This is a genomic window from Saccharopolyspora shandongensis (assembly GCF_900106995.1).
Lineage (GTDB): Bacteria > Actinomycetota > Actinomycetes > Mycobacteriales > Pseudonocardiaceae > Saccharopolyspora > Saccharopolyspora shandongensis.
In genome coordinates this window covers 120,500-143,888 of the sequence record NZ_FNOK01000004.1, presented here as the reverse complement: position 1 = coordinate 143,888, position 23,389 = coordinate 120,500, and the positions used below count along the sequence as shown (strand labels likewise).

Here is a 23,389-nt window from a genome sequence, read left to right as displayed (position 1 = left end):
CGCCTCTGCCCCAGGTGGGCAGGGCCCTCGTCGTGTTCAGCTGTCCGCGGTCAGATGCCGAACGGGGTCGGGTACTGGACCTTGCCGCTGGGGATCTCCGCTGCGGGGTCGAGCGGGAGGGCCATCATCGCCTCGTCCGGGACCTCGACCGTCAGGCCGATCCCGAACTCCGATGCCCGCCTGAACCCGAAGCGCGGGTAGTACTCGGGGTGGCCGAGCACCAGGACCAGCTTCTCGCCCATCGCGCGCGCCGCTTCCAGCCCGGCCCGGATCGTCGCCGAGCCTGCGCCGGTTCGCTGGTAGCGCTTCAGCACCGCGCACGGGCCGAGCGTCAGGGCCGGGAACCCGTCGACGTGGTTGCGGGTGAGCAGCGAGTGGCCGACCACCTCACCGTTCGCGTCCTCGGCCACGATGGACAGTCCGTCGATCCACGCCGGGTCCGCGCGCAGCGCCTCGATCAGGTCCGCCTCCAGGGCCGTGGGGAAGGCGTCGAGGTTGACCGCGCGGATCGCGGGGATATCGGCTTCGGTCTCCGGTCGGGTGGTCCACATCTCGGTGCTCTCCTCGCGATTCGGGCGTAGTACGTAGCCGGTGTAGCGGTAGTCGTGACCGTGCGCCCGGCGGAATCCGATCTCGGTCCGGGTGGCCTCGACCGCCTCCCGCATTCCGGGCGCGGTCAGGTCGGCCGCCGCGATGCGCTCGGCCAGCGGCGTGTAGTACTCGTCGAACCAGTCCGTCCCCGGCAGGTGGTAGATCGCGGACACCTCGTATCCGGCCCGGACCGCTGCGGCCACGTTGGCCTCGGTCGTGCGCAACGCGTAGTGGGAGTCCCAGAACGCCCGGATTTCGGGAGCCGGATCGTCGGTCGCCCACTCGCACTCGGTGACGACCAGCACGCCGCCCGGGGCGAGCAGCCGTCGCCAGGACGTCAGCGCGGTGTCGAAACCGATGTTGTAGGCCGAACCTTCGGCCCAGACCAGGTCGAAACTCCGGTCCGGGTAAGGCAATTCCGCCATCGTCTGCACGTCGGTGTTGATCGCATCGCCCACCCCGCTCGCCTCCGCGGCGGCGCGCAACTCCGCCAGGAACGGCCGGTGCAGGTCGACGGCGGTGACCCGGGCACCGGCCTCGGCGGCCAGCAGCAGGGACGCCCGTCCCGGCCCGCAGCCGATGTCGAGCGCCCGGGGCGCCTCGGGCGGTGCGGCGAGTTCGAGCAGGTGCCGGGTGGTCGCGTCGGATCCGGGGCCCTGCCGGGGCAGACCGTGGTGCAACGCGAAGAACGCGTCGCGCACGGCATCGCGGTCTCCGGCGTGCGAACTGTTGTCGTTCACAGCGGTTCTCTCCGTTGTCGTGGAAGTTCGGTCGGCGGTCATTTCCTGCCGCGGAACCGGTAGGTGGCGCGCAGATGCCGGGTGATGGCCTTCTTGTGGTCGTCGCGTTCGGCGCGCAGCCGGGCATCCGTGCGGGACGCCGCCCAGGCGTTCTCCCGCTGGAGCTTGCGGTAGCTGTCGAGCCGGCGGGCGCTGAGCCCGCCCGCGTCGATCCCGGCCTGGACCGCGCAGCCGGGTTCGGTCTCGTGGCCGCAGTCCGCGAACCGGCAGCCGCGGGCGAGCTCCTCGATCTCGGCGAAGGCCCGTTTCAGCCCCTCGTCCGCGTCGAACAGTCCGACGCCGCGCAGGCCGGGGGTGTCGATGAGCACCCCGCCGCCCGGCAGCGGGATCAGCTCGCGGCGCACCGTGGTGTGCCGGCCCTTGCCGTCCTGCTCCCGCACGGCACCGGTGGTCAGCCGGTCGGCGCCGAGCAGGGCGTTGGCCAACGTGGACTTGCCCGCCCCGGACCGGCCGAGCAGCACGATCGTCCCGGTCAGCAGGCCGCTGAGCCGGTCGATGCCTTCGCCGGTGACGACGCTGGTGGCGACGGTCTCGGCGCCGGGAGCCAGCAGCGCGAGCTCCGCGATCAGCCGCTCGGGGTCTTCGGCCTGGTCCACCTTGGTCGCGACGACGATCGGTACCGCGCCGCTTTCCCAAGCCAGCGCGAGCAGGCGCTCGACCTGGCCTGGGTTCGGCCGCTCCACCGCCGGAACGACCACCGCCGCGGTGTCGACGTTGGCCGCCAGCACCTGCCCGTGCGACGAACGCGACACGCTCGACCGCACGATGGCGCTGCGCCGGGGGAGCAGCACGGCCAGCTGTGGATCGGCGCCCGGGCGCACGGCGGCCCAGTCGCCGGTGCACGGCGCCTCGAGCGGATCGGCCGGAGTCGCGGACGTGCCGACGCGCATCGGCCCGTCGGCGGTGATGACGTCGCAGCTGCCGCGGTCGACGCCGATGACGCGCGCCGGGATCAGACCGGCGGATCGGTGTTCGGAGAAGGACTGGTCGAGCGTCTCGTCCCAGCCGAAGGAAGCGAGATCGCCTGGATGTGCGGAAGTGTTGTGTGACAACGGAGGGAACTCCTGGTGATGGGAGTCCCGGTGGAGGCGCGCAGACAGGGCCGCAACGCGGCGGAAATCAACGAAGTCGGCGCATCAGACCGGGACTCGGGACGTGAGAACGGTCCGGGCGCTGCGTGCAGCAGCGATCACCAGGGCAACCATTAATCTCACCTCCCGTTCCACCTGCGTCGTCGAACACGAACGGACTCAAGGCTAGCAGGACAGGATTCCTGGGAGCACGTGATTTTTCGCATCGCCGCCGCGGCAGTCGGGCGCGGGCGAGTTCGGCGAGTCGGCCCGGCTCCGTACCGGATGGGCGATTCTCCGTTATTCCATCAGTTCACCGCGCGTTACCCGGAATTCACGAGGATTCGCGGCCTTTCCCGTTTGGGAATTGTGGGAATAATCTTCCGCCGCGTTGTGTAACGCCGGTCTGATTCGCGAAACACCTGTTCGGGGCGCTCTTCCGGCGACTCTTCCGTCCTCAGTGGACATCGGTGCTCGGGGTGGCGGGTTTTTGCCATGTTCCTGGCGGGTTCTGGGGCGGCGGTTACGTTCGACCGCAACCAAGTTGATTTCGGATCTTTACCCGAGCAGTGCGGGGGAGTGGCGGAGGTAGGTCATGCGGCAGGCGTCCGTCGGACCCCGACAGCGGCGGCGTCACCGCACCGGCCGGATCGTCCCGCCACTGGAACACCCCCGGCCTGCCGCGACTTCGCGGCAGGGCTCATCGGCGGCCGGGCGTCGGTGGACCCCGAGGCGACGTCCGGCCGCCGCCAGCTTCTGATCCCTTGCAGGTACCGGTCAACGCAGACCGCTGGAAATGAGAGTTCCCAACGGTTCCAGGTCATCCGGCGATCCACTGTGGATTCCGGTGGCCGCGTCGTCCTGGCGCTGGCGGCCAGAGGAAGTGCGGCGAACGTGCAGCAGATTCTCGTGGCATTCGACGGATTCGTACCAATGGTCACCGTTTTGCTACCGGTCGCCGTGGCGGCGGCGCTCGGATCGGCATTGGTGCGCAACTACCTGACGGAAAGATCTGTGCGGTGGGGCCCACTGATCGACGGAGTGCTGGTCCTCTCGGTGCTCTGCGTGGCATACCTCGTCTTCACGCCCCAGCGGCCGGCGGTCGAACCGGTCCGGCCGGACCCGGGGAAGGACGTGTCGATGGCGCTGACCGCCGATCCCGGCGATTCGCTGCCCTGGGTGCAGCTGGCCGGGAACCTCGTCCTGCTGCTGCCGCTCGGCGTGCTGGTGCCGCAGCGGGTCCGGTGGTTCGACAGCATCGTCAAGATCGCGTTCGGCGGACTGGTGCTGGCCTGCTCGATCGAGCTTGTCCAGTTCCTGGTCGTCACCGGCCGGGTGGCGTCCACCGACGACGTCATCTGCAACACGATCGGCGCGACGGTCGGCGGCATCCTGGTCCGCGCCCCGAGCTGGATCGCCGCGGCGACGCCCGGTCGCCCGCAGCACAGCGCGACGGGCCGCAACGACCAGACCGTCTGGCTGCTGATCGCCAAGGTCGAGCGGGAGCGGCAGCGCGAACTCGCGGCGCCGCTCCGGCGACGGGTGCGCCCGCTGGTCGGCGAGCAGCGCTCGCATTGAGACTCCGGTGGCCGGGGCCGCCTTCCGCGTCAGACAACCCGGCCACCGGTCCCAACCGTTCAGGACCGCGTGCGCTTCGCGCTGCTGCGGCAACGAGAAGCGCACGCGGGCATCAGCCCTGGAGCTTCTGGTGGCGCTCGCTCAGCGAGCGGCCCAGCCTGGTGGCTTCCTTCTCCAGCTGCGGGATGAGGCGGCGCAGGATGGGGAGCATGAGCCGCTCCGCGAGCCGCGAGGACGGCACGTTGCGGAGCCAGTGCATCACCATGATCGCCCGCGGCACGTAGACGCGGCGGGCGCGGCGCTCTACGCCGTCGGCGAAGGCCCTGCCGCAGTCCTCGACGCTGGTGGTCGCCCGCATCGGCCACGGCAGCCGCTTGCGCATCGTCTCGAAGGTGTGCAGGTCCGTCGCGATGTCGCGCACCATGTCGGTGTTGATCCACGACGGGTGCGCGCTGCCCACCGCGACGCCGAGGTGCGCCACCTCCGAATGGATCGCGCTGGCCAGCGCCTCCGAGCCCGCCTTGCTCGCGGTGTAGGCGGCCATGCCGCCGGTCGGGCTGAACGCCGACAGCGACGAGACGACCAGCAGGTAGCCGCGGCGGTCGATCAGGTGCGGCAGGGTGGCGCGGGCGGTGTGGAAGACGCCGTTGAGGTTGACGTCGACGGTCTTGACGAACGCGCGCGGATCGGAGTGGCGGACCGTGCCGATCGGCGCGATCCCGGCGTTGGCGATGACCACGTCGAGGCGGCCGAGCTTCTCGACGGCCCCGGCCACGGCGGCCTCGATCGAGTCGGGGTCGGTCACGTCGGCCTCGGCCCAGAAGTGGCCGTCGCCCAGTTCCGCGGCCACGGCGGCGAGCTCGTCGGGCTCCAGGCCGACCAGGGCGAGCCGGGCCCCGCGCCGGGCCAGCTCCCGCGCGGTCTGCGCGCCGATCCCGCGCGCGGCACCGGTGATCAGGACGACTTTCCCGGACACGGTCGGCATGAGCACTCCCTCGGTCGACGTTATCTACTCGACAGTAGGCTACTCATAGTAGGTTCCGGCGGAGAGCTGCGGAAGAGGCGGATTCCGCGGGCTTGACCCTCCAGTCGCTGGAGGCCGCACCGTTGACCCCACTCGATCTTGAAGTGGAGGTTTCGATGCGACGTGCGATCGGCCTGCTGGCCGCAGCGCTGCTGCTCACCGGGTGCGCGGGCACCGCGCGGGCCGCTCCCGCGCTGGACGTCGGCGGCGGTGCGATCGACGAGCCGCTGGCGGTCGTCGTGAGCGGTTTGGCACCGGGGGAGCGGGCTTCGGTGTGGGCGCGGATGACCGACGACCGCGGTCGGCTGTGGACTTCGTGGGCGACGTTCGCGGCGGATCGCGGCGGGCGCGTGGACATCGCCGAGCACGCCCCGGTCGGCGGTTCCTACGCCGGAGCGGACCCCGCCGGCCTGCTGTGGTCGATGCGGCTGCCGTCCGGAGAGCCGGTGTCCGAACCGCGAGCGGCGTTGAGCGGATCGGAGATCCAGCTGACCATCGGCGTCGACATCGGCGGGCGCACGGTGGCGCAGGAGCCGGTGGTGGTGCCGCTGCACGCGCCGGGAGTGCGGTCGATGCCGATCGCCGAGGGCGGGCTGGTCGGTGATCTCCACCTGCCGCCCGGCCCCGGGCCGCACCCGGGCGTGATCCTGCTGGGCGGGTCCGAAGGCGGGCGGCCGAATCCCAAGCTGGGGCGGTTCCTGGCCGGGAAGGGCTTCGCCGTGCTGGGACTGGCCTACTTCGGGCTGCCGGGGCTGCCGCCCGCGCTGGACCGGATCCCGGTCGAGTACGGCACCCACGCGGTGGACTGGCTGCGGGCCCGGCCGGAGGTCTCCGACGGGCGGGTCGGCGTGGTCGGCCTGTCCAGGGGCGGCGAGTTCGCACTGGTGCTCGGCGCGTTCTCGCCTGGTGTGGGCGCAGTGGCGTCGATCGTGGGATCCGGGGCGGTGTTTCCGGGCATGGCGCCGCAGGCATCGTCCTGGACGCACGCCGGTGCCGACCTCCCGCCGCTGGTGATCGCGTCACCCGGCTCGCCGGTCGGCTTCCTGGCGGAGGCGGCGCGCGGCCGCCCGGGGCAGTTCGTCGACACCCAGGGCACGACGGCCACGCGGGAGGAGCTGGATCGCGCCGCGATCCCGGTCGAGCGCAGCGATGCCGCGTTCCTGCTGGTGTCCGCCGAGCGGGACGCGATGTGGCCGTCGCAGCGGCTGCTGGACGTCGCCGCGCGGCGGCTCGGCGACCGGGCCGAGCACGTGGTCCAGCCGGGAGCCGGGCACTTCATCCTCGACGTGCCGAACCTCCCGACCTCCTACACCAGCGCGGTTCCGCTGGTCCCGGAGGTGTTCTGGGCCGCTGGCGGTGGCGCTCCGCAGGCCAACGCGGCAGCCACCGCGGACACGGTGCGCCGCGTCGTCGAGCTGTTCCGGGAGGAGCTGTGATGAGCAGCATCGTCTTCGGAGTGGCTTACGCGGCGCTGATCGCGCTGCTGGGGGTTCTGTTCGGATACCCCCTCGACCCCGTGCTGATCGCCTTGGCGGTGCCCGCCGCTGTGGCATTCCTCGCACGCGGGATCGCAGTTTCAGTTGAAACTGCGATCCCCACGAGCCGCCGCCGCACCTGGTTGCCGATGTGGTGCCTGGGCGGCGTCACGGCACTCGTGGTGCTCGGCGAGGCCCTCTCCAACGGCGAGCGGTTGGTGGTGGGCGGTGTGCTGGTCGGATTCGGTCCGCAGTGGATCGAGGCGCTGGTGCTGGGGTGGCCGCGGCTGCTCTTGCTCATCGGCGTTGCCGCGCTCTGCGGGCTCCGGCACGGCCAGGAGAGGTCGAGCCGTCGGAGGGCGTTCGGGCTGGCGGCGGTGCTGTCCGTACTCGCGACCGGATGCATCACGTTCGGGACGACGTTGCCCGCTGGGCTGCTGGCCTGGGCGCTGCCGGGGCAATTGCTCGCGTTCCTGCTGGCAGGCGTCCTGCTGTTCCGGTCCGGACTGTTGCTACCAGTGCTACTCCTCGCCGTCGGCGCGTTGTTGGGCGGATTCGACGAGCAACTCCTGGACGTTGGTGTTCCGGCGGCTGTCCACCTGGTGCTCTGGCCCGCTTACCTGGGCGTGGCTCTGCTGGTGGGAGCGCTGGAAGCCCTCGGCCGCCGCCTGCTGCGGGTGGTCGGTCGAGCTCGGAGGCCCCCCGAACTTGCCTGAAATCGGGAGATTCCAAGGTCCGCGCACTGGAAGTCCGCCGGGGCGGTCCCGCTGGATTGGAAACGCGAACGGGGCCGCGGGCGGATCGCCTGCGGCCCCGTTCGGTGCCTCGGATCAGAGGGCGTTGAGCTTCGTGGCGGTCTGCTGCTCCTCGGCGACGAGCTCCTCGGCCAGCTTGCGCATCTGCTGCGCGGAGCCTTCCTCCTGCTCGGTGCGGGCCAGCTTCCCGGCGCCCTGCTGCAGCGACAGCATCGCCTGCTTCCACTGCTGGTCGAACTGCGCACCGGACAGCTTCGAGATCTGCTGCAGCTGCTGGTCCGTCTGCAGACCGGCGTCGGCAGAGTCGCCGGCCTCGTCCTCCGGGGAGCTGCCGGACTGCTGGCCGGCGGCGGAGTTCAGGAACGCGGTCAGCTGGTCGACCTGCGGCTGCACCGCCTGCTTGAACTCCGCGGCGAGGGTCTTGACCTCGGCGCTCTGCGCGCTGGTACCGGCCAGCTCGGCGAGCTTCACGACCTGCTGCCGGTTGGCGAGCAGCTGCTGCGCGAACTCGCGGTCCGTCGCGGTGTGCTCGCCGGTCGTGGCGTGCCCCTGCCCGGTGTGCTGCTGCGCGGTCGCGGGCGGCGGTGTGCCCGGGGCCGGGGGCTGGTCGCTGGGTTCCTCGCTCGGCGTGCAGCCCGCGAGTGCGAGACCGCCGGCCAGCACGGCGCCGATGATCGTGCTCCTCCGCACGTGCTTCCCCTCCAGGATCTGGTGGACGTCGTCCCAGGGCGGCCCGTTGATCGGTCGCTGCTGATCGCAGCTGGGCTGCCGGACCTATTGCCTCGTAGGCTAACCGGCGCCCCGCGGGCACGTGCGGGCGACGTCGCCGGGGACAGTCCGCCGTGCGCGTGTTGTCGAATGGATCTCACTACGCGTGACTGGGCACGTCGCAATGAATAGGGTGGCTACGGCCCGGCCGAACTACGGCCGGACGCCCGGACTAGTATCCGCAGTCGGCAGGCATCGCGACTGACTTGTGCTGCAGGGCGTCGCATGCTGTCAACCGACCCAACCGGGTCGGGCGAGCCCTAGCCGGGTTCGAAGAGGCTTCAAAGGGAGTGCAGGAGGCACCGTGACGGCCGTCGCGCCACAGCCGATCGCCACGCGCCCCTATCCGGTGCGCAAAACGGTCAAGGGGTCATTCCTGGCGCGGATGTTCCGCACCACGGACCACAAGCAAATCGGCATCCTCTACCTGGTCACGTCGATGGCGTTCTTCCTGGTCGGCGGCCTGATGGCGATGCTGATCCGCGGTGAGCTCGCCGTCCCGGGGATGCAGTTCCTCTCGCAGGAGCAGTACAACCAGCTGTTCACCATGCACGGCACGATCATGCTGCTGCTGTACGCGACGCCGATCCTGTTCGGCTTCGCGAACTACGTGCTGCCGCTGCAGATCGGTTCGCCTGACGTGGCGTTCCCGCGGTTGAACGCCCTGGGCTACTGGTTGTACCTGTTCGGCGGCCTGATGGTCGTCAGCGGCTTCCTGCTGCCGGGTGGCGCCGCCGACTTCGGCTGGTTCGCCTACACCCCGCTGTCGGACGCCCTGCACTCGCCGGGTCACGGCGCGGACATGTGGATCGCCGGCCTGGCGGTCTCCGGTCTGGGCACCATCCTCGGTGCGGTCAACATGCTGACCACCGTGGTCTGCCTGCGCGCGCCCGGCATGACGATGTTCCGGATGCCGATCTTCACCTGGAACATCCTGGTCACCAGCCTGCTGATCCTGATGGCGTTCCCGATCCTGACCGCCGCGCTGCTGGGCCTGATGGCCGACCGCCACCTCGGTGCGCACGTGTTCGACCCGGCCAACGGCGGCGTGATCCTCTGGCAGCACCTGTTCTGGTTCTTCGGCCACCCCGAGGTCTACATCGTCGCGCTGCCGTTCTTCGGCATCGTCTCGGAGATCTTCCCGGTGTTCAGCCGCAAGCCGCTGTTCGGCTACACCGGTCTGGTGCTGGCCACGCTGGGCATCGCGGCCCTGTCGGTCGTCGTGTGGGCGCACCACATGTACGCCACCGGCGCGGTGCTGCTGCCGTTCTTCGCGTTCACCACGTTCCTGATCGCGGTCCCGACCGGTGTGAAGTTCTTCAACTGGATCGGCACCATGTGGAAGGGGCAGCTGACCTTCGAGACGCCGATGATCTTCAGCGTCGGCTTCCTGGTCACCTTCCTCTTCGGTGGTCTCACCGGTGTCCTGCTGGCCATGCCGCCGGTCGACTTCCACGTCTCGGACACCTACTTCGTGGTTGCGCACTTCCACTACGTGCTCTACGGCACGATCGTGTTCGCCACCTTCGCCGGCATCTACTTCTGGTTCCCCAAGATGACCGGCCGGATGATGGACGAGCGGCTGGGCAAGCTGCACTTCTGGCTGACCTTCATCGGTTTCCACGGCACGTTCCTGGTGCAGCACTGGCTGGGCAACGAGGGCATGCCGCGCCGGTACGCCGACTACCTGGAATCTGATGGGTTCACCGCGCTGAACACGGTCTCGACGATCGGCGCGTTCATCCTGGGCGCCTCGATGCTGCCGTTCCTCTACAACGTGTTCAAGAGCTACCGCTACGGCGAGGTCGTCACGGTCGACGACCCGTGGGGCTACGGCAACTCCCTGGAGTGGGCGACGTCCTGCCCGCCGCCGCGGCACAACTTCACCGAGCTGCCCCGGATCCGTTCCGAGCGGCCGGCGTTCGAGCTGCACTACCCGCACATCTCCGAGCGGATGCGGCTGGAGGCGCACCTCAGCCTCACCGGCAAGACCCTCGCCCACAAGCACGAGGAGAAGCCGGCGGTCGGCACGTCGGACGACACGGAGAAGTGACCTGCGCGCTAGCCCCGCACGGCGAAGTTGTGCCAGGGTTGGGCTAGCTCGACGATGAGCCCCGGCGGGCGTGCCCGCCGGGGCTCATCGTTTGATCTGGGGCAGAGAGAGGAAGTACCACAGCTGTGAACGCGACCACCGTGCTGATCACCGTGACCGGGAAGGACAAGCCGGGGGTCACCTCCGTGCTGTTCGCCGCGCTGACGCGGCACGGCGTGGACATCGTCGACGTCGAACAGGTGGTGATCCGCGGCCGGCTGGTGCTCGGCGTGCTCGTGTCCACCGAGCGCGACCCGGAGCAGCTGCAGGAAGCCGTCGAGCAGGCGATGGCCACCGTCGGCATGACCGTCGACGTGGCGATCGGAACCGAGGACGGCGGCGCCGCGAAGCTCGGCTCGACGCACGTCGTGGTGGTGCTCGGGCAGCCGGTGACCGCCCGGAACTTCAGCGACGTCGCGCGCGGCCTCGCCGAGCTCGACGTGAACATCGACTCCATCCGCCGCGTCGCCGACTACCCGGTGACCGGGCTGGAGCTGCAGGTCAGCGCCCCGGACAACGGCGAGGGCTCGGACGACGCGCTGACCTCGGCGGTGGCCGACCTGGCCGCGCGCACCGGGGTGGACCTGGCCGTCGAGCGCACCGGGCTGGCCCGCCGGGCCAAGCGGCTGGTGGTGTTCGACGTGGACTCGACGCTGATCCAGGGCGAGGTCATCGAGATGCTGGCCGCGCGGGCCGGCTGCGAGCAGGAGGTCCGCGAGGTCACCGAGCGGGCCATGCGCGGCGAGCTGGACTTCGCCGAGTCGCTGCGGCAGCGGGTCGCGGTGCTGGAGGGCCTGCCCGCGTCGGTGCTCGACGACGTCGCCTCGGAGCTCGAACTCACCCGCGGCGCCCGCACCACCATCCGCACGCTGCGCCGCCTGGGCTTCCACACCGGCGTCGTGTCCGGCGGGTTCACCCAGATCATCGACCAGCTGGTGGACGAGCTGGGGCTGGACTTCAGCGCCGCGAACGAGCTGGAGATCGTGGACGGCAAGCTCACCGGCCGGGTGCTCGGGGAGATCGTGGACCGGGCGGGCAAGGCCAAGGCGCTGCGCCGGTTCGCCGAGTCGTTCGGGGTGCCCGTGGCGCAGTGCGTGGCGGTCGGCGACGGCGCCAACGACATCGACATGCTCTCCGCCGCCGGGCTCGGCGTGGCGTTCAACGCCAAGCCCGCGCTGCGGGAGGTCGCCGATACGGCGCTGTCGTACCCGTTCCTGGACACCGTGCTGTTCGTGCTCGGCGTCACCCGCGCCGAGATCGAGGCCGCGGACACCGAGGACGGCGTGCTGCGGCGGGTGCCGCTGGACGTGTGACGTCGGCGGCCGAGCGGAATACCGGGGGCTCGGGATCGGATAATCCAGGTGTGTCTGATTCCCACTCCGTGCTGGATCCGCTGATCGCCCGGTACGCCTCCTGGCTGGCATTGCCGGAGGCGGCGACCGTGGACACCTCGGACGAGGACCCGGAGAACGTGGTCCTGATGCCGATGGTGCTGCGGATCGAGCGCCGCGAGCCGCCGGACCGCACGGCGCTGCTGGAGACGGCCGCCGCGGCGGCGATCGAGGTGTGCCTCGACGAGCGGTGCAAGCCGGGCGGCGAGTGGCACGAGGCCATGCACACCTGGATCTCCGGGCGCATCCGCAAAGTGGCGCGGCGGGCGCGCGGCGTGCACTGGGAAGCGGTGCAGTCGCTGCCCGGGTGCACGGTGCGCGTCGGTAACGCCGAGGTGCGGGCGTTCCTGCCGATGCGGGTGGCGGACATGCCCAAGGAGCTCAGCCGCCTGCAGATCTCCGGCAGCGAGCTGGAGGCGGACGACCCGGGCGCGCCGCTGCCGGGGGTGCCGACGCTGTGGCTGAACCCGGACGTGCCGATGAGCGCTGGGAAGTCCGCGGCGCAGGTGGGGCACGCGACGATGATCCTGGCGTCGCTGCTGCACGGGGCGGGGCTGGACGCCGAGCTGGAGGGCTGGGCGGCGGACGGGTTCCGCTGCTCGGTCCGGCGGGCCGATGCGGAGACCTGGGCGCGCCTGCACCCGCGCGACGATCCGGAGACGGCCTGGCGGCAGGCGCGGGTGGCGATGGTGCGCGACGCGGGCTTCACCGAGGTGGATCCGGGCACCGTCACGGTCCTCGCCCAGTGGAACTGATCCGCGAAATGTGCTGTTTCCGCTGGTAGTGGCCCGTGAGTACTTTGTGTCGCCATAGCAGCACAAAACATGCACGGACCTTGTGAACAGCTGAAACGGGCCCGGACATAGGCCAGGCCCGAGAATGTTTTGCAATCTTTCGATTGCTAGGTCTTTGGCGGCCTGATGGTCGTCAAGGCCACTGCATCCTCGGGCCGGTCGCCGGGTTTCCCCGGTAACGACTAATATGCCCAGCTCCGGCGCCGCGGCGACAGAGGCTAAAGTCCCATTCCGCCTGGTCAGGGCCGCGCCGACCGGAGCCTTCCGCTGGCGAGCACCCAGAGCGCCGCTGCCGCGATGGGGCAGGCCACCAGCACGGTGACGGTGTTCACGCCGAGACCCGCCCCCTCGGTCAGCACCATGCCGGTCAGCAGCGCAAGGACCATGTTGTTGCCGGCGTGCGCCAGGCTGACCGGCCAGATGCTCCCGCTGCGGACCCAGAGCCAGCTGAGCACGATCTCCTGACACGCGAAGGACGTGGTCCACACCAGCAGCCCGAGCGCGACGTTGTCGAACTCGATGTAGCCGAGGAAGGCCAGCGGGTAGTGCCAGACGGCCCAGATCACCGCCGTGGCGAGCGTGGCGGCCAGCGGGCGGCCGGGGAACATCCGCAGCCGGAGGTAGCCGATCCAGCCGAACTCCTCGCCCCAGTAAATCGGGGTAAGCACCGGGACGAGGAACATCAGCGCCAGGATCAGCGACCACTCGGGCAGCGCCGCCGCGCTCGGCTGCCACAGCCCTGCCAGCGCCGCGATGCCGAGGGCGGCCGCGACCATGGCGAACGGCCCCAGCCAGGCGACGAGGTAGAGGTGCCAGTTGGCGCGCAGCCGCAGCTCGAGCCCCGAGTCGCCGAATCCCTCCCGGGTCACCCAGCGCCGCACGATGATTGCGGCGATGGCCGGGGCGAAACCGAACGGCAGCTGCGCCAGGGGATCGACCAGGGAGAAGCCCAGCAGCGCGGCGCCGAACATGCTGGCCCAGGCTATGCCGTAGGCGAGGAGGACGAACGCCACCACGCCCTTGAGCCGGGACGATGCCGGCTGCGTGGTGGGCCTGTCTAGTTGCGAGGTCGTCATGCGTCCAGCAGACCAACGCAGCGGTGGCCGCGTCACTATGAGCAGCCGGCCGGCTCGGGTATGGCTGGGCCTACCTCGATCACTACGGCTGAACCCGCTGAACCGATCGCGGTCGTCTGGTTAGGTCGTGTTCGTGCTTACTGGGACCGTGTTGGATTCGTTGCGGCGGCGCCGTTTTTTGCTCAGCAGTTGGCCGTGGCGCTCGCTCGCCTACCTCCTCGGCACGCCTCCGGTGGTTGCCGTCACGGCTCTTCCGTGTCTGCTGTGGACAGTGGTGGTGGTCGCCGCGGTCCATCCGGAATCGGCGTCGTTCGGCAGGTGGCTGGTCGCGGTGTTGGTCGGCTGCGCGGTGCTCGCTGCGGGCGCACCCCTGGTCGCCCTGCCGTTGTCCAAGGTGGAACGGTGGCGCCTGGGGCTCGTCGACATGCGGCCCATCGCGGGCGGCCACCAGGCGTCGTCGAAGACCGCCGGATCGTGGCACCGCCTGCGCGCGCTCTACCTGGACGCAGCGACCTGGCGTGCGATCGCCTACGCACTCCTACTGATCACGGTCGTTCCGGTTGCCTACGCGACATTGTTCGGGATCGCATTCGGCCTCTTGGCGTACTTGGTGAGTCCGCTGCTCGTGCTCGGCGAAAACGGGCCGGTCGCAGTGGGTTTCGGCACCGTCACCAGCGTAGGCGAAGCGCTCTGGTACGCGTTGGCCGCCTTGGTCCTGCTCCCTGCGGTGCCGTACTTCTCGGCCCTGCTCGCCGGTGCGCACGCCGCCGTCGCCCGGACTCTGCTGCAGGACGGCAGCGCGAGCCTGCGGACCGAGCTGGTCGAGGTGTCGCAGTCACGGGCGCGGCTGGTGGACGCCTTCGAGGTGGAGCGGCGGCGGATCGAGCGGGACCTGCACGACGGCGCGCAGCAGCGGTTGGTCGGCCTCACCCTGAAACTCGGCCTCGCCCGGCTGGACGTGCCGGCGGATTCCTCGGTGCACCAGAACGTTTCGGCCGCGCACGACGAGGCCAAGCAGCTCATGGCCGAGCTGCGCGAGCTGGTGCGCGGCATCCACCCGCGGGTGCTCACCGACCGGGGACTGCCCGCCGCGCTCGGCGAACTCGCCGACCGCTGCCCGATTCCGGTGGCGCTGCACGCCGGGCTGCCGGACAGGTTCCCCGCGCACGTCGAGGCGACGGCGTACTTCGTGGTCGCCGAGGCGTTGACGAACATCGCCAAGCACAGCGCCGCCACGGCCGCGTCGGTGACGGCGCGGCACGATGCCGGTGTGCTGGCGGTCGAGGTCGCCGACGACGGCCGCGGCGGCGCCGACCCCGCGCGCGGCACGGGGCTCACCGGGCTCGCGGACCGCGTCGCGGTGATCGACGGCAAGATGTTGTTGTCCAGCCCGGTCGGCGGCCCGACCCTGTTGCGCGTGGAGCTGCCGTGCCCCGTCCCATCCGAGTAGTGCTCGCCGAGGACGGCGTGCTGCTGCGGGAAGGCCTCGCCGGGCTGCTCGACAGGTTCGGCTTCGAGGTCGCCGCGGCTGTGGGCGACGCCGACGCGCTGACCACGGCCGTCGCCGAGCACGATCCCGACCTGGTGATCACCGACATCCGCATGCCGCCGGGCTTCACCGACGAGGGCCTGCGGGCGGCGGTGGAGCTGCGCCGCGCGAACCCGGGGCTCGCGGTGGTCGCGCTCAGCCAGTACGTCGAGCGCAGCTACGCGGCCGAACTGCTCGACTCGCACGGCGGCGAACGGGTCGGCTACCTGCTCAAGGACCGGGTGGTCGACGTCGAGGAGTTCGCGGACGTGCTGCGGCACGTGGTCGCCGGCGGCACGGTGGTCGACCCGCAGGTGGTGCGCCAATTGCTGAACCGGCAGCGCGATCCGCTGGCGGCGCTGTCGGCGCGGGAGCGCGAAGTCCTCGGCCTGGTGGCCGAAGGCCATTCCAACGCCGAGATCGCCAGGCGGCTGGTCGTCAGCGAGGCGGCCGTCGGAAAGCACGTGGGCAACATCCTCTCGAAGCTGAACCTGCCACCGGCCGACGACACCAACCGCCGCGTTCTCGCAGTGCTCGCCTACCTCCGGTCCTGAAGGGGCGTCCAGCGCTCGACGGAGGCGGGGTCGTCCTACCCGTCGGCGCGGACCAGGTTGCTGGGCGGCACGTCGCGAACCCGCTTGAAGGCGGTGCTGAAGGCGAAGCCATCGGCGTACCCGACCTTCCGGGCCACTGAGGCGACGGTGGCCCCGGGCGCGCGGAGCATGTCGGCGGCGAGCGCCATCCGCCACTCGGTGAGGTAGCGAAGGGGCGGCTGGCCGACCAGCTCGGCGAAGCGCCGCGCGAACACAGCCCGCGACATCCCCGCTTCCGCGCCCAGCGTGGCGACGGTCCACGGATGGCCGGGCCGTTGGTGCATCAGGCGCAGAGCACGCCCGATCCGCGGGTCGGCGAGGGCGCGGTAGCCGGGCGGCGGCTCGGCCTCGGGTTGTGCGAACCACGACCGCAGCGCCCGGACCAGCAGCAGGTCCAGCAGCCGGTCGAGGATGACCTGCTGCCCAGGCTCCTCGCTGTCGATCTCGACGGCCAGCAGGTCGAGCAGCGGCGCGAACTCCGGCTCCCGCGGGATGACGGCCACCTCGGGCAGCGCTTCGAGCAGGCGCTCCGAAACGTCGCCGTGCAGCGGATATTCGGCGGTGACGAAGAGGTCGGACCCGTCGGCGCTGAACCCGTACGTGCGCGGTCCCAGCACGAGGTCGGGTCCGGCCGCGGCGGGGCCGTCCGAGGTCGCCCAGCAGAGATCCGGGCCCTCGATCACCACCTGGGGCTCGGTGGTCGGCCGGTCGGCCACGGTGAACGGCCGCAGGCCGCGGACCAGGACGACGTCGCGCTCCTGAACGCGGACGGGCGCCGTCCCGGCGCCGACGATCCAGGACTCGCCGCGCAGCATGGCGCCCAGCGCCAGCGGAGCGGGATCGCTGAACCGCACCGCCCACGGCGGCTCGGCAACCGATTGGCAGAAGACCGCGCCGCTCGCCCGCACACCGGCGAGGTAGTCCGCTAGCAGATCCACGCCAAGACGATCTCACATGGGAACGAGATCGATGGCCATGGATCGTCTCGTGCGGCCCTGATGTGCTTGCCCCATGACGCTTTCCCCCATTCTCGTGCTCGGCGCCCGCGGCAAGACCGGCCGCCGAGTCACCGCCAGGCTCGACCAACCCTTCCGCGCGGCCTCCCGTTCCGGCCAGCCCAGGTTCGACCTCGCCGACCGCGACACCTGGGCTCCGGCGCTGGCCGGCGTGGGAGCGATCTACCTCATCCCGATGGCCGAAACCGTGCCGGGTGCCGTCGTGGGGGAGTTCCTGTCGGCCGCCGAAGAGGCAGGTGCCCGCCGGGTGGTGCTGCTGTCGGCTCGCGGGCCGGTTCCCGGCGAGGCGGATCCGTACCAGGAACCGGTCGAGGCGGCCCTGCGCGCGACCGATCTGGAGTGGACGATCCTGCGGCCGGCCTGGTTCGCGCAGAACTTCAGCGAGGACCTGTTCCTGGAGCCGTTGCGATCCGGCGAGGTGGCGTTGCCGACCGGCGAGGGCCGGGAGGCGTTCGTCGATGCCGGCGACATCGCGGACGTCGCGGTCGCCGCGCTCACCCAGGAAGGCCACGCGGGTGAGATCTACGAGCTGTCGGGCCCTGAGCCCCTGTCCTTCCGCACCGTGATCGAGATGATCGCCGAGGCGTCCGGGCAGAACATCCGCTACACGCCGGTGGAAACGCCCCGGTTCACCGCCATGCTCACGGCTCAGGGAGTGCCGGTCGAGGCGGCCGAGGTGGTGGCCGAGCTCCTGGGGCGGATCCGCGATGGTGCCGGTGAGCGCGTCAGCGACGGCGTGCAGCGAGCGCTGGGACGCGAGCCGCGCCCGTTCGCGGAGTACGTCAAGGCGGCCGCCGCCGCAGGAGCCTGGACCGGCTGAGCCGCGATCGGTGGCTCGCGGGACGAGGACAGGTGCCCCCCGCTGGTGGGGATCGCGGCCTGCCTCGCCCGCGAGTCAGTCGTCGCCGATGCCGCGGGCCGCGAGGGCTTCGCCGAGCTCGTCGGCGTGGCGGAGCGTGCGGACCAGGAACGGCACCGCGAACGCGGGGAACGAGCGCTCCGCGTTCCGGGCTCGTTGCGCTTCGCGCACCTGCGTCGCGATCGTCGACAGGGCCGCGACCGCCTGGAGCGTCAGGCCCACCAGCAGGCCGATCCGCTCCGGCCGGACGCCGACGCGCCGCAGCGGGCCGAGGCCGCGCTCCACTGCGGTGACCAGGTCGTCGACCCTGGTCGTCAGGGTGAAGAGGTTGGCGGCGGTGAGCGCGGCGAGCAGCCGCAGGCACACCACGGCGGCGGTGTCGAGGCCGAGCATCCACCACTGCAGCAGGAAGACCGCCAGCAGCAACGGGATCAGCAGCCGCACGGCCTGCCAGCAGCGGCGCGGCGGGATCCGGCCCACCAGGTACGCGACCGCGACCGCGAGCACGCATCCGCCCAGCGCCGGCGGCGACCCGAGCACGAAGGTGAGCACCGCGAAGGCCAGCAGCGCCAGGAACTTCCACCCCGCGCCGAGCCGGTGCAGCGGGCTGTTCCCCGGCTCGTACAGGCCGAGCGGGCTCACTTGATCAACTCCCGGTAGCACGGGATGGCCGCGGCCGGTTCGCCGTCGGCGACCACCTTGCCCGCGTCGAGCACCACCACCCGGTCGAAGCCGTCCAGCAGGTCCAGGTCGTGGGTGACCAGCACGACCTGCTGCGGCAGGCCGTTCAGGACGTCGATGAAGTGCCGCTTGTTGCGGAGGTCGAGCAGCGTCGTCGGCTCGTCGCAGACCAGCACGTCCGGCTCCAGGACGAGCATCGAGCACAGCGCCAGCAGTTGCTTCTGCCCGCCGGAGAGCTGGTGCGCCGGGTGCTCGGCGTAGCCCTCCAACCCGTGCTGGGCCAGCACCTCCGCCGCGCGGCGCTGCCGCTCCGCCTTGGAAAGTCCCTGCTTGCGCAGCGAGAACGCGACGTCCTCGCCCGCGGTGGGCATCACGATCTGGCTGTCCGGGTGGGTGAAGATGAACCCCACCCGCCGCCGCACCGCGCGGCCGTTGCGCGCCGGATCCACCCCGTCGACCAACACCCGGCCGCGGCTGGGGTGCACCAGGCCGTTGATCATCCGGGCCAGGGTGGACTTGCCGGAGCCGTTCGCCCCGACGAAGGCGACCCGCCGCTCGGCCAGCCGCAGGTCCACGCCGTCCAGCACGGTGCGCTCGTCGTAGCTGTGCCCGACGCCCTCGAACTCGATCAACCCACTCGCTCCCACATCGTGGCCACGCCCAAACCCCCGCCGGAGGACAGCGCCGCCAAGCCCACGCGCGGCCCGTCCGCCCGCACCATCCGGCCGAACAACCGCACCACGAGCACCGCGCCGGAAGCACCCCAGGGGTGGCCGAGCGCGATCGCGCCGCCGTCCGGCCCGGCCAGCCGCTCGTCGATGCCCGCGGCGTCCAGGCAGGCCAGCGTCTGCCCGGCGAAGGCCTCGTTGAACTCGACGACCTCCGGCTCGTGCCGCTCGACCAGCTCCCGCATGGCGGGCACCGCGCCCAGGCCGAGCCGGTTCGGGTCGACTCCGGTCGTGCGCCAGCCCAGCAGCCGCAGGCCCGGCACGCCGAGCCGGCGGCGCTGCTCCTCGGTGGTGATCAGCACGGCGGCGGCCCCGTCGTTGATGCCGCAGGAATTCGCCGCCGTCGCGGTCCCGTCCGGGGTGAACGCGGGCCGGAACCGGGCCAGCCGCTCGGCGGTGAAGCCCTCGCGCGGCCGCTCGTCGGCATTGATGCCGCCGACCGGCACCAGCTCGGCGTCGAAACGACCCGCTCGCCGCGCGGCCACGGCGCGTTCGTGGCTGCGGGCAGCGAAAGCGTCTTGGCGCTGCCGGGAAATCCCGGCCTCGGCGGCCACCAGGTCCGCCGCCGGACCCATGTCCGGGTCGCCGATGTCGGCCGGGGCGAACGGTGCCCTGTCGTAGAAGCGGGGCGGTTCGGTCGCCGAGCGCGGCCGCCACGCCCGCCAAGGAGCGGTCGACGGGCTCTCGGCGCCGCCGGCGAGGAACCAGTCGCCCGCGCCACCGCGGATCATCGCCGCTGCCGTGGTGATCGCGGTGAGCCCGCTCGCGCACTGCCGGTCGACGGTCATGCCGGGCGTGGCCTCGCCCAACCCGGCGCGCAACGCCGCCACCCGCGCCGGATTCCCGCCGGGGCCCAGCACGTTGCCGAGCAGCACATCGTCCACTGTGGTCACACCGGTGTCGTCCAGGACGGCGCGCAGCACCGGCGCGGCGAGCCGGTCGACGGCCAGGTGGCGCAGCACGCCGCCCGCTTCGCCGATGGGAGTGCGACGCGCGGCGATCACGACGGGTGTCCGGTTCACAGCGCCTCCGCATCGAGGGTTCCGGTCCGCAGCCGCTCCGCGATCAGGGCGCGGGCGGGCTTGCCGGACGCGGTCCGGGGCAGCTCCCGCACCGCCAGCCAGCGCCGGGGGCGCTTCGCCGGGCCCAGCGCGTTGCGGGCCCGCGCGCGGAGCTCGCGCAGCGACGGTGGCGTTGCCTGGTCGATCTCGACGACGGCGGTGACGAGCTCGCCGAACCTCGGATGCGGGCTGGCGCAAACGAGCACGTCAAGCACGCCCTCGGCGCCGCGAAGCACCGATTCGACCTCCTCCGCGCCGACGATCCGGGCGCCGGTGTTGATCGCCGAACCGAGGCGGCCGAGAACCTCCAGCGACCCGTCGGCGTGCCGCACGGCGCGATCGCCGACGGTCGACCAGCCGTCCTCGGTCGTCGCGGGCACGATCGCCCCGTCGCGGAGGTAGCCGTCGAAGACCAGCTCGGAGCGCACCCACAACTCGCCGACGCCGTCCACGGGATCGCGCACGTCCACGTCGACGACGGGCCGCAGCGAACCGCCGCGCCGAACGGCGATCAGCGAATGCTCGGCCGACCCGTAGTACTCGACGAGCTCGCATCCGGGAAGCACCTTGGCGAGCCGCTCCGCCAACGCCTCGTCCACCCGGGCCCCGCCGCAAACCACCACGCGCAAACCGCATTCGGATCGCAACACCGGATCGCGCTCCAAAGTGGATACGAGGGCGGAGAGCATCGCGGGCACCAGGTGGACGACGGTCGCCTGCCGCGACGCGACGGCGGCACCGGCGGCGGACCACTTGTCCAGCAGCTCGACATCGGCGCCCTCGCGGAGCGCGTGCAACGCGCCGAAGAGGAACAGCGACGAACTCAGCGGGCCGGGGATCAGCACGCGATCCGAAGAGCCCAAGGGCAGGCCGAGCGCGGCGAAGCTGCGCAGCCACGACCGCCGAGACCGGATCAGCACCTTCGGAGCACCGCTGCTGCCGGAGGTCGTGGGCAGGTAGAAGTGCGTGAGCTCCCCGCCGTCGGTCGGCGTCGATCCGCCGCGGCGAACGGACCGTTCGTCCCGGAAGGCGGCGTGAGCGGTCCGTTGGCTTGGTTCGGGTGTGGAGTGAAGGGCCTGTTCGTCTCGGTTGGCGGGGTGAGCGGTCTGTTGGCTTGGTTCGGTCGAGCGAGTGGCCTGTTCGCCTCGGTAGGCGGGGTGAGCGGTCCGTTGGCTTGGTTCGGGTGTGGAGTGAAGGGCCTGTTCGTCTCGGTTGGCGGGGTGAGCGGTCTGTTGGCTTGGTTCGGTCGAGCGAGTGGCCTGTTCGTCCCGGTACGCGGCGTGAACGGTCCGTTCGCTCTCGTCTGCGGTTGGCGGCTCGTCCAGGTTCAGCACGACGTCCGGGCGGGCGTCGGCGAGGACCGCTGCGCGATCGGCTTCCGTCCAGGTGGGTTCCGCGAGCAGGGTCGCGCAGCCCGCCAGATCCGCCCCGAGGAAGTGGGTCAAGCGCGTCAGCGCGTCCCCTCCGTCGAAGGCGACCCTGGAGCCGGACGGCAGGAGCCGCGCAGCGCGGTAGGCCCGCGCGAGCAGCTCCTGAGCGTCCAGCGTCGTTCCGGCGTGCGCGACCCGCGAAGCGGGGGAGCGGCCGAGGATCGGCAGCACGCTCAGCCCTCGGCGGTGGCGCGGCGCGCCGAGCCGGTCAGCGTCGCCGGGAGGGCGCGGTGCACCGCGACGGCGACGAGCGAGACGGCGACGAGCTTCAGGGCGTCGCCGGGGAGGAACACTAGCGACTGCACCGCCGCCGCGCGCAGGTCGCCGATGACCAGGCCCCAGTACGGGATGCCGATCAGGTAGTCCACGGCCACACCCGCGACGTTGGCCGCGAGCAGCACGAACAGGCCCGGCTTCGGCAGGCCGCGCTGCACGATCAGGCCGACGACGACCGCCGCCACCACCCAGCCGATCACGAAGCCGCCGCTGGGCCCGATGAACGGCGCGAGGCCGCCGCGACCGCCGGAGAGCAGCGGGAGCCCGATCGCCACCAGGGCGACGAACAGCAGCGTGGCCGCGCCGCCCCGGCGGGCGCCGAGGATGCTGCCGGCCAGCAGCGGACCCGCGTTCTGCAGGACGATCGGCACCGCCGCGCCGCCGAGGTAGAAGCCGGGGAAGATCCCGAGGACGGCGATGAATGCGGCGAAGACCACAGTCCTGGCCAGGTTCGCGGCGGGCGCGGCTTGGCGGGGTGCGGACACGACGTCTCCCTAGCGGTTGATCGACAACAGGGCCGACCGGCGGCGCTGCCGGGCCGGGCTTCGCGCCGCGCCTCCTCCTCGACTGCCTCCTGCCCGGCAGGGCCCTCCCCACCAGCGGTTCTCGTCGAATCGGGCAGCGTCGGCGGCCCGATGAGCGCGGCGAGCTCAACCTACCCGCCAACCCCGCCGGAACGGAAAGCCCAACACCGAATTGTCGATCTCCTACAAAACTGCCGGCGCGGCTGGCCTTTTGTCTGGTGAGAGCCCGCGAGCGTTTTGTGCTGCTATAGCGACACAAAGCACGCACGGTGCCTGGGCTGCGGAAATTCGGTTGCTCTGCGTGTTGAGTCGTGCGCACCATGTATCGGTGCGCTTTTCGGTCAACATCCCGAACTTCGGCGATTTCGCCGATCCCGCAACGGTCGCGAAGGTCGCTGCCGCGGCGGAGCAGGCGGGCTGGGACGCGTTGTTCGTCTGGGATCACGTGGTGCATGACAAGGACGAGCGTCGAGGTCAGCCGTTCGGCGACCCGTGGATGCTGCTGACCGCTGCGGCGCTGGCGACCTCCCGGCTCAGGCTGGGGACCTTGGTCGCCGCGGTCGCGCGGCGGCGGCCGGAGCAGCTGGCCCGTCAGGTGGCCACCCTGGACTCGCTGAGCGGCGGCAGGGTGATCTTCAGCGCGGGCCTCGGCGGGCCGATCGACGGCGACTTCGCGAGCTTCGGCGAACCCACCGACCCGGTGGTGCTGGCCGAGCGCCTCGACGAGGGTCTGGACCTGCTGCAGCGCTACTGGTCCGGGGAGCCGGTGAACCACCGCGGTCGGCACTACTACGTCGATGACGTGACCCTGCTGCCGGCCTCGGTGCAACGTCCTCGCCCGCCGGTCTGGATCGGCGGGGTGTGGCCGCACCGCCGGCCGATGCGCCGCGCCGCGCGCTGGGACGGCGTGGTCCCCCTGTTCAAGACGGCGGGCCACGGACATCCCCCGCGCGTTGATGAGGTGCGGGAACTGGTCGGCTACGTCGAACGGCATCGCGTGGATCGGCGGTCCGATCCCTTCGAAGTCGTCGTGGGCGGCGTCAGCCCGGGCGACCCCGCGGCGGCGCGCGACCTGATCGGGCCGCTGGCCGAGGCCGGTGCCACCTGGTGGGACGAGCGGCTGCTGCAGACCACCGACGACCTGCACCGCCTCGGGCCGGTGCTCGACCGCGTCGAACAGGGCCCACCGGCCTGGTAGCCGCCCGCGGGCCGCACGGCGATCACGACACCCCGAACCCCGGCCCTGCGCCGTCTCCGGCCCGGGATCACCGCAATTTCA

At 71.4% G+C, this 23,389-nt stretch carries 21 protein-coding genes; 10 read left to right on the top strand and 11 right to left on the bottom strand.

Features of this window, described 5'->3' with window-relative positions; all coding sequences use genetic code 11:
• Positions 1-50 precede the first annotated feature (50 nt).
• Together BLW84_RS50125 and rsgA are read right to left on the bottom strand one after the other, a co-directional pair.
• Positions 51-1,331 carry a GNAT family N-acetyltransferase gene (locus tag BLW84_RS50125; protein ID WP_342743103.1) on the bottom strand — a complete coding sequence of 427 codons (1,281 nt, stop codon included), beginning with the start codon at positions 1,329-1,331 and terminating at the stop codon, positions 51-53.
• 38 nt (positions 1,332-1,369) lie between these two features.
• Positions 1,370-2,443 (bottom strand): ribosome small subunit-dependent GTPase A, encoded by a 1,074-nt coding sequence (rsgA, locus tag BLW84_RS05560; protein ID WP_093261989.1) that lies wholly within the window; start codon positions 2,441-2,443, stop codon positions 1,370-1,372.
• Positions 2,444-3,394: 951 nt separating this feature from the next.
• On the opposite strand from rsgA, the gene BLW84_RS05555 reads away from it, so the two are divergent.
• Complete coding sequence (locus BLW84_RS05555; RefSeq protein ID WP_093262400.1) at positions 3,395-4,039, top strand: VanZ family protein; 645 nt, start codon at positions 3,395-3,397, stop codon at positions 4,037-4,039.
• A gap of 112 nt (positions 4,040-4,151) precedes the next feature.
• Here BLW84_RS05555 and BLW84_RS05550 read toward each other — a convergent pair whose 3' ends face one another.
• Positions 4,152-5,024 (bottom strand): SDR family oxidoreductase, encoded by an 873-nt coding sequence (locus BLW84_RS05550; protein ID WP_093261987.1) that lies wholly within the window; start codon positions 5,022-5,024, stop codon positions 4,152-4,154.
• Between the two features lie 155 nt (positions 5,025-5,179).
• Here BLW84_RS05550 and BLW84_RS05545 point away from each other — a divergent pair, with 155 nt between their 5' ends.
• Positions 5,180-6,499, top strand: coding sequence for an acyl-CoA thioesterase/bile acid-CoA:amino acid N-acyltransferase family protein (locus BLW84_RS05545; protein WP_093262398.1), 1,320 nt, complete (start codon positions 5,180-5,182; stop codon positions 6,497-6,499).
• Positions 6,499-7,254: a hypothetical protein gene (locus BLW84_RS05540; RefSeq protein ID WP_093261985.1), complete on the top strand. Its 756-nt coding sequence runs from the start codon at positions 6,499-6,501 to the stop codon at positions 7,252-7,254. Before BLW84_RS05545 ends, BLW84_RS05540 begins: the two co-directional genes overlap by 1 nt.
• A 114-nt stretch (positions 7,255-7,368) precedes the next feature.
• Here the strand turns inward: BLW84_RS05540 and BLW84_RS05535 are convergent, their stop codons facing one another.
• Positions 7,369-7,983, bottom strand: a complete 615-nt coding sequence (locus BLW84_RS05535; protein ID WP_093261983.1) for a DUF305 domain-containing protein — start codon at positions 7,981-7,983, stop codon at positions 7,369-7,371.
• A 382-nt stretch (positions 7,984-8,365) separates the two neighbouring features.
• On the opposite strand from BLW84_RS05535, the gene ctaD reads away from it, so the two are divergent.
• From ctaD to BLW84_RS05520, 3 genes are all read left to right on the top strand, one after another.
• The gene (ctaD, locus tag BLW84_RS05530; protein ID WP_093261981.1) at positions 8,366-10,114 is read left to right on the top strand and encodes an aa3-type cytochrome oxidase subunit I; all 1,749 of its coding nucleotides are present in this window, start codon (positions 8,366-8,368) and stop codon (positions 10,112-10,114) included.
• A 125-nt stretch (positions 10,115-10,239) separates the two neighbouring features.
• Positions 10,240-11,466: a phosphoserine phosphatase SerB gene (gene serB / locus BLW84_RS05525; protein ID WP_093261980.1), complete on the top strand. Its 1,227-nt coding sequence runs from the start codon at positions 10,240-10,242 to the stop codon at positions 11,464-11,466.
• 50 nt (positions 11,467-11,516) lie between these two features.
• On the top strand, positions 11,517-12,299 hold the full coding sequence (locus BLW84_RS05520) for an aminoacyl-tRNA hydrolase (protein WP_093261978.1): 783 nt from the start codon (positions 11,517-11,519) through the stop codon (positions 12,297-12,299).
• 278 nt (positions 12,300-12,577) lie between these two features.
• On the opposite strand, the gene BLW84_RS05515 is transcribed toward BLW84_RS05520, so the two are convergent.
• Positions 12,578-13,414, bottom strand: a complete 837-nt coding sequence (locus BLW84_RS05515; protein WP_093261976.1) for a CPBP family intramembrane glutamic endopeptidase — start codon at positions 13,412-13,414, stop codon at positions 12,578-12,580.
• 271 nt (positions 13,415-13,685) lie between these two features.
• On the opposite strand from BLW84_RS05515, the gene BLW84_RS05510 reads away from it, so the two are divergent.
• Together BLW84_RS05510 and BLW84_RS05505 are read left to right on the top strand one after the other, a co-directional pair.
• Positions 13,686-14,864, top strand: a complete 1,179-nt coding sequence (locus BLW84_RS05510; RefSeq protein ID WP_245760950.1) for a sensor histidine kinase — start codon at positions 13,686-13,688, stop codon at positions 14,862-14,864.
• Positions 14,855-15,496, top strand: a complete 642-nt coding sequence (locus BLW84_RS05505) for a response regulator transcription factor (RefSeq protein ID WP_093262396.1) — start codon at positions 14,855-14,857, stop codon at positions 15,494-15,496. The genes BLW84_RS05510 and BLW84_RS05505 overlap by 10 nt, the downstream gene beginning before the upstream one ends.
• 35 nt (positions 15,497-15,531) lie before the next feature.
• Here the strand turns inward: BLW84_RS05505 and BLW84_RS05500 are convergent, their stop codons facing one another.
• Complete coding sequence (locus BLW84_RS05500) at positions 15,532-16,473, bottom strand: AraC family transcriptional regulator (RefSeq protein ID WP_093261974.1); 942 nt, start codon at positions 16,471-16,473, stop codon at positions 15,532-15,534.
• Between the two features lie 73 nt (positions 16,474-16,546).
• Between BLW84_RS05500 and BLW84_RS05495 the strand changes: the two genes are divergently transcribed.
• Positions 16,547-17,371 carry an NAD(P)H-binding protein gene (locus BLW84_RS05495; RefSeq protein ID WP_093261972.1) on the top strand — a complete coding sequence of 275 codons (825 nt, stop codon included), beginning with the start codon at positions 16,547-16,549 and terminating at the stop codon, positions 17,369-17,371.
• 75 nt (positions 17,372-17,446) lie between these two features.
• On the opposite strand, the gene BLW84_RS05490 is transcribed toward BLW84_RS05495, so the two are convergent.
• Genes BLW84_RS05490 through BLW84_RS05470 form a run of 5 tightly spaced genes read right to left on the bottom strand, consistent with a single transcriptional unit; the run spans position 17,447 to position 22,071 of the window.
• Positions 17,447-18,052, bottom strand: a complete 606-nt coding sequence (locus tag BLW84_RS05490; protein WP_093261970.1) for an energy-coupling factor transporter transmembrane component T family protein — start codon at positions 18,050-18,052, stop codon at positions 17,447-17,449.
• Complete coding sequence (locus BLW84_RS05485) at positions 18,049-18,723, bottom strand: energy-coupling factor ABC transporter ATP-binding protein (protein ID WP_093261968.1); 675 nt, start codon at positions 18,721-18,723, stop codon at positions 18,049-18,051. The genes BLW84_RS05490 and BLW84_RS05485 overlap by 4 nt, the downstream gene beginning before the upstream one ends.
• Positions 18,720-19,841: a thiolase family protein gene (locus BLW84_RS05480; protein ID WP_093261967.1), complete on the bottom strand. Its 1,122-nt coding sequence runs from the start codon at positions 19,839-19,841 to the stop codon at positions 18,720-18,722. Before BLW84_RS05480 ends, BLW84_RS05485 begins: the two co-directional genes overlap by 4 nt.
• On the bottom strand, positions 19,838-21,481 hold the full coding sequence (locus BLW84_RS05475) for a class I adenylate-forming enzyme family protein (RefSeq protein WP_177226300.1): 1,644 nt from the start codon (positions 21,479-21,481) through the stop codon (positions 19,838-19,840). Before BLW84_RS05475 ends, BLW84_RS05480 begins: the two co-directional genes overlap by 4 nt.
• A 2-nt stretch (positions 21,482-21,483) precedes the next feature.
• Positions 21,484-22,071 (bottom strand): biotin transporter BioY, encoded by a 588-nt coding sequence (locus tag BLW84_RS05470; RefSeq protein WP_093261965.1) that lies wholly within the window; start codon positions 22,069-22,071, stop codon positions 21,484-21,486.
• A gap of 367 nt (positions 22,072-22,438) precedes the next feature.
• On the opposite strand from BLW84_RS05470, the gene BLW84_RS05465 reads away from it, so the two are divergent.
• On the top strand, positions 22,439-23,308 hold the full coding sequence (locus tag BLW84_RS05465; RefSeq protein WP_093261963.1) for an LLM class flavin-dependent oxidoreductase: 870 nt from the start codon (positions 22,439-22,441) through the stop codon (positions 23,306-23,308).
• Positions 23,309-23,389 lie beyond the last annotated feature (81 nt).

Excerpts from the sequence above, each read along its gene's own strand:
- BLW84_RS05555 (WP_093262400.1), top strand. The coding sequence starts at position 3,395 with ATGGTCACCGTTTTGCTACCGGTCGCCGTGGCGGCGGCGCTCGGATCG.
- BLW84_RS05550 (WP_093261987.1), bottom strand. The coding sequence starts at position 5,024 with ATGCCGACCGTGTCCGGGAAAGTCGTCCTGATCACCGGTGCCGCGCGC.
- BLW84_RS05545 (WP_093262398.1), top strand. The coding sequence starts at position 5,180 with ATGCGACGTGCGATCGGCCTGCTGGCCGCAGCGCTGCTGCTCACCGGG.
- BLW84_RS05540 (WP_093261985.1), top strand. The coding sequence starts at position 6,499 with ATGAGCAGCATCGTCTTCGGAGTGGCTTACGCGGCGCTGATCGCGCTG.
- BLW84_RS05515 (WP_093261976.1), bottom strand. The coding sequence starts at position 13,414 with ATGACGACCTCGCAACTAGACAGGCCCACCACGCAGCCGGCATCGTCC.
- BLW84_RS05495 (WP_093261972.1), top strand. The coding sequence starts at position 16,547 with ATGACGCTTTCCCCCATTCTCGTGCTCGGCGCCCGCGGCAAGACCGGC.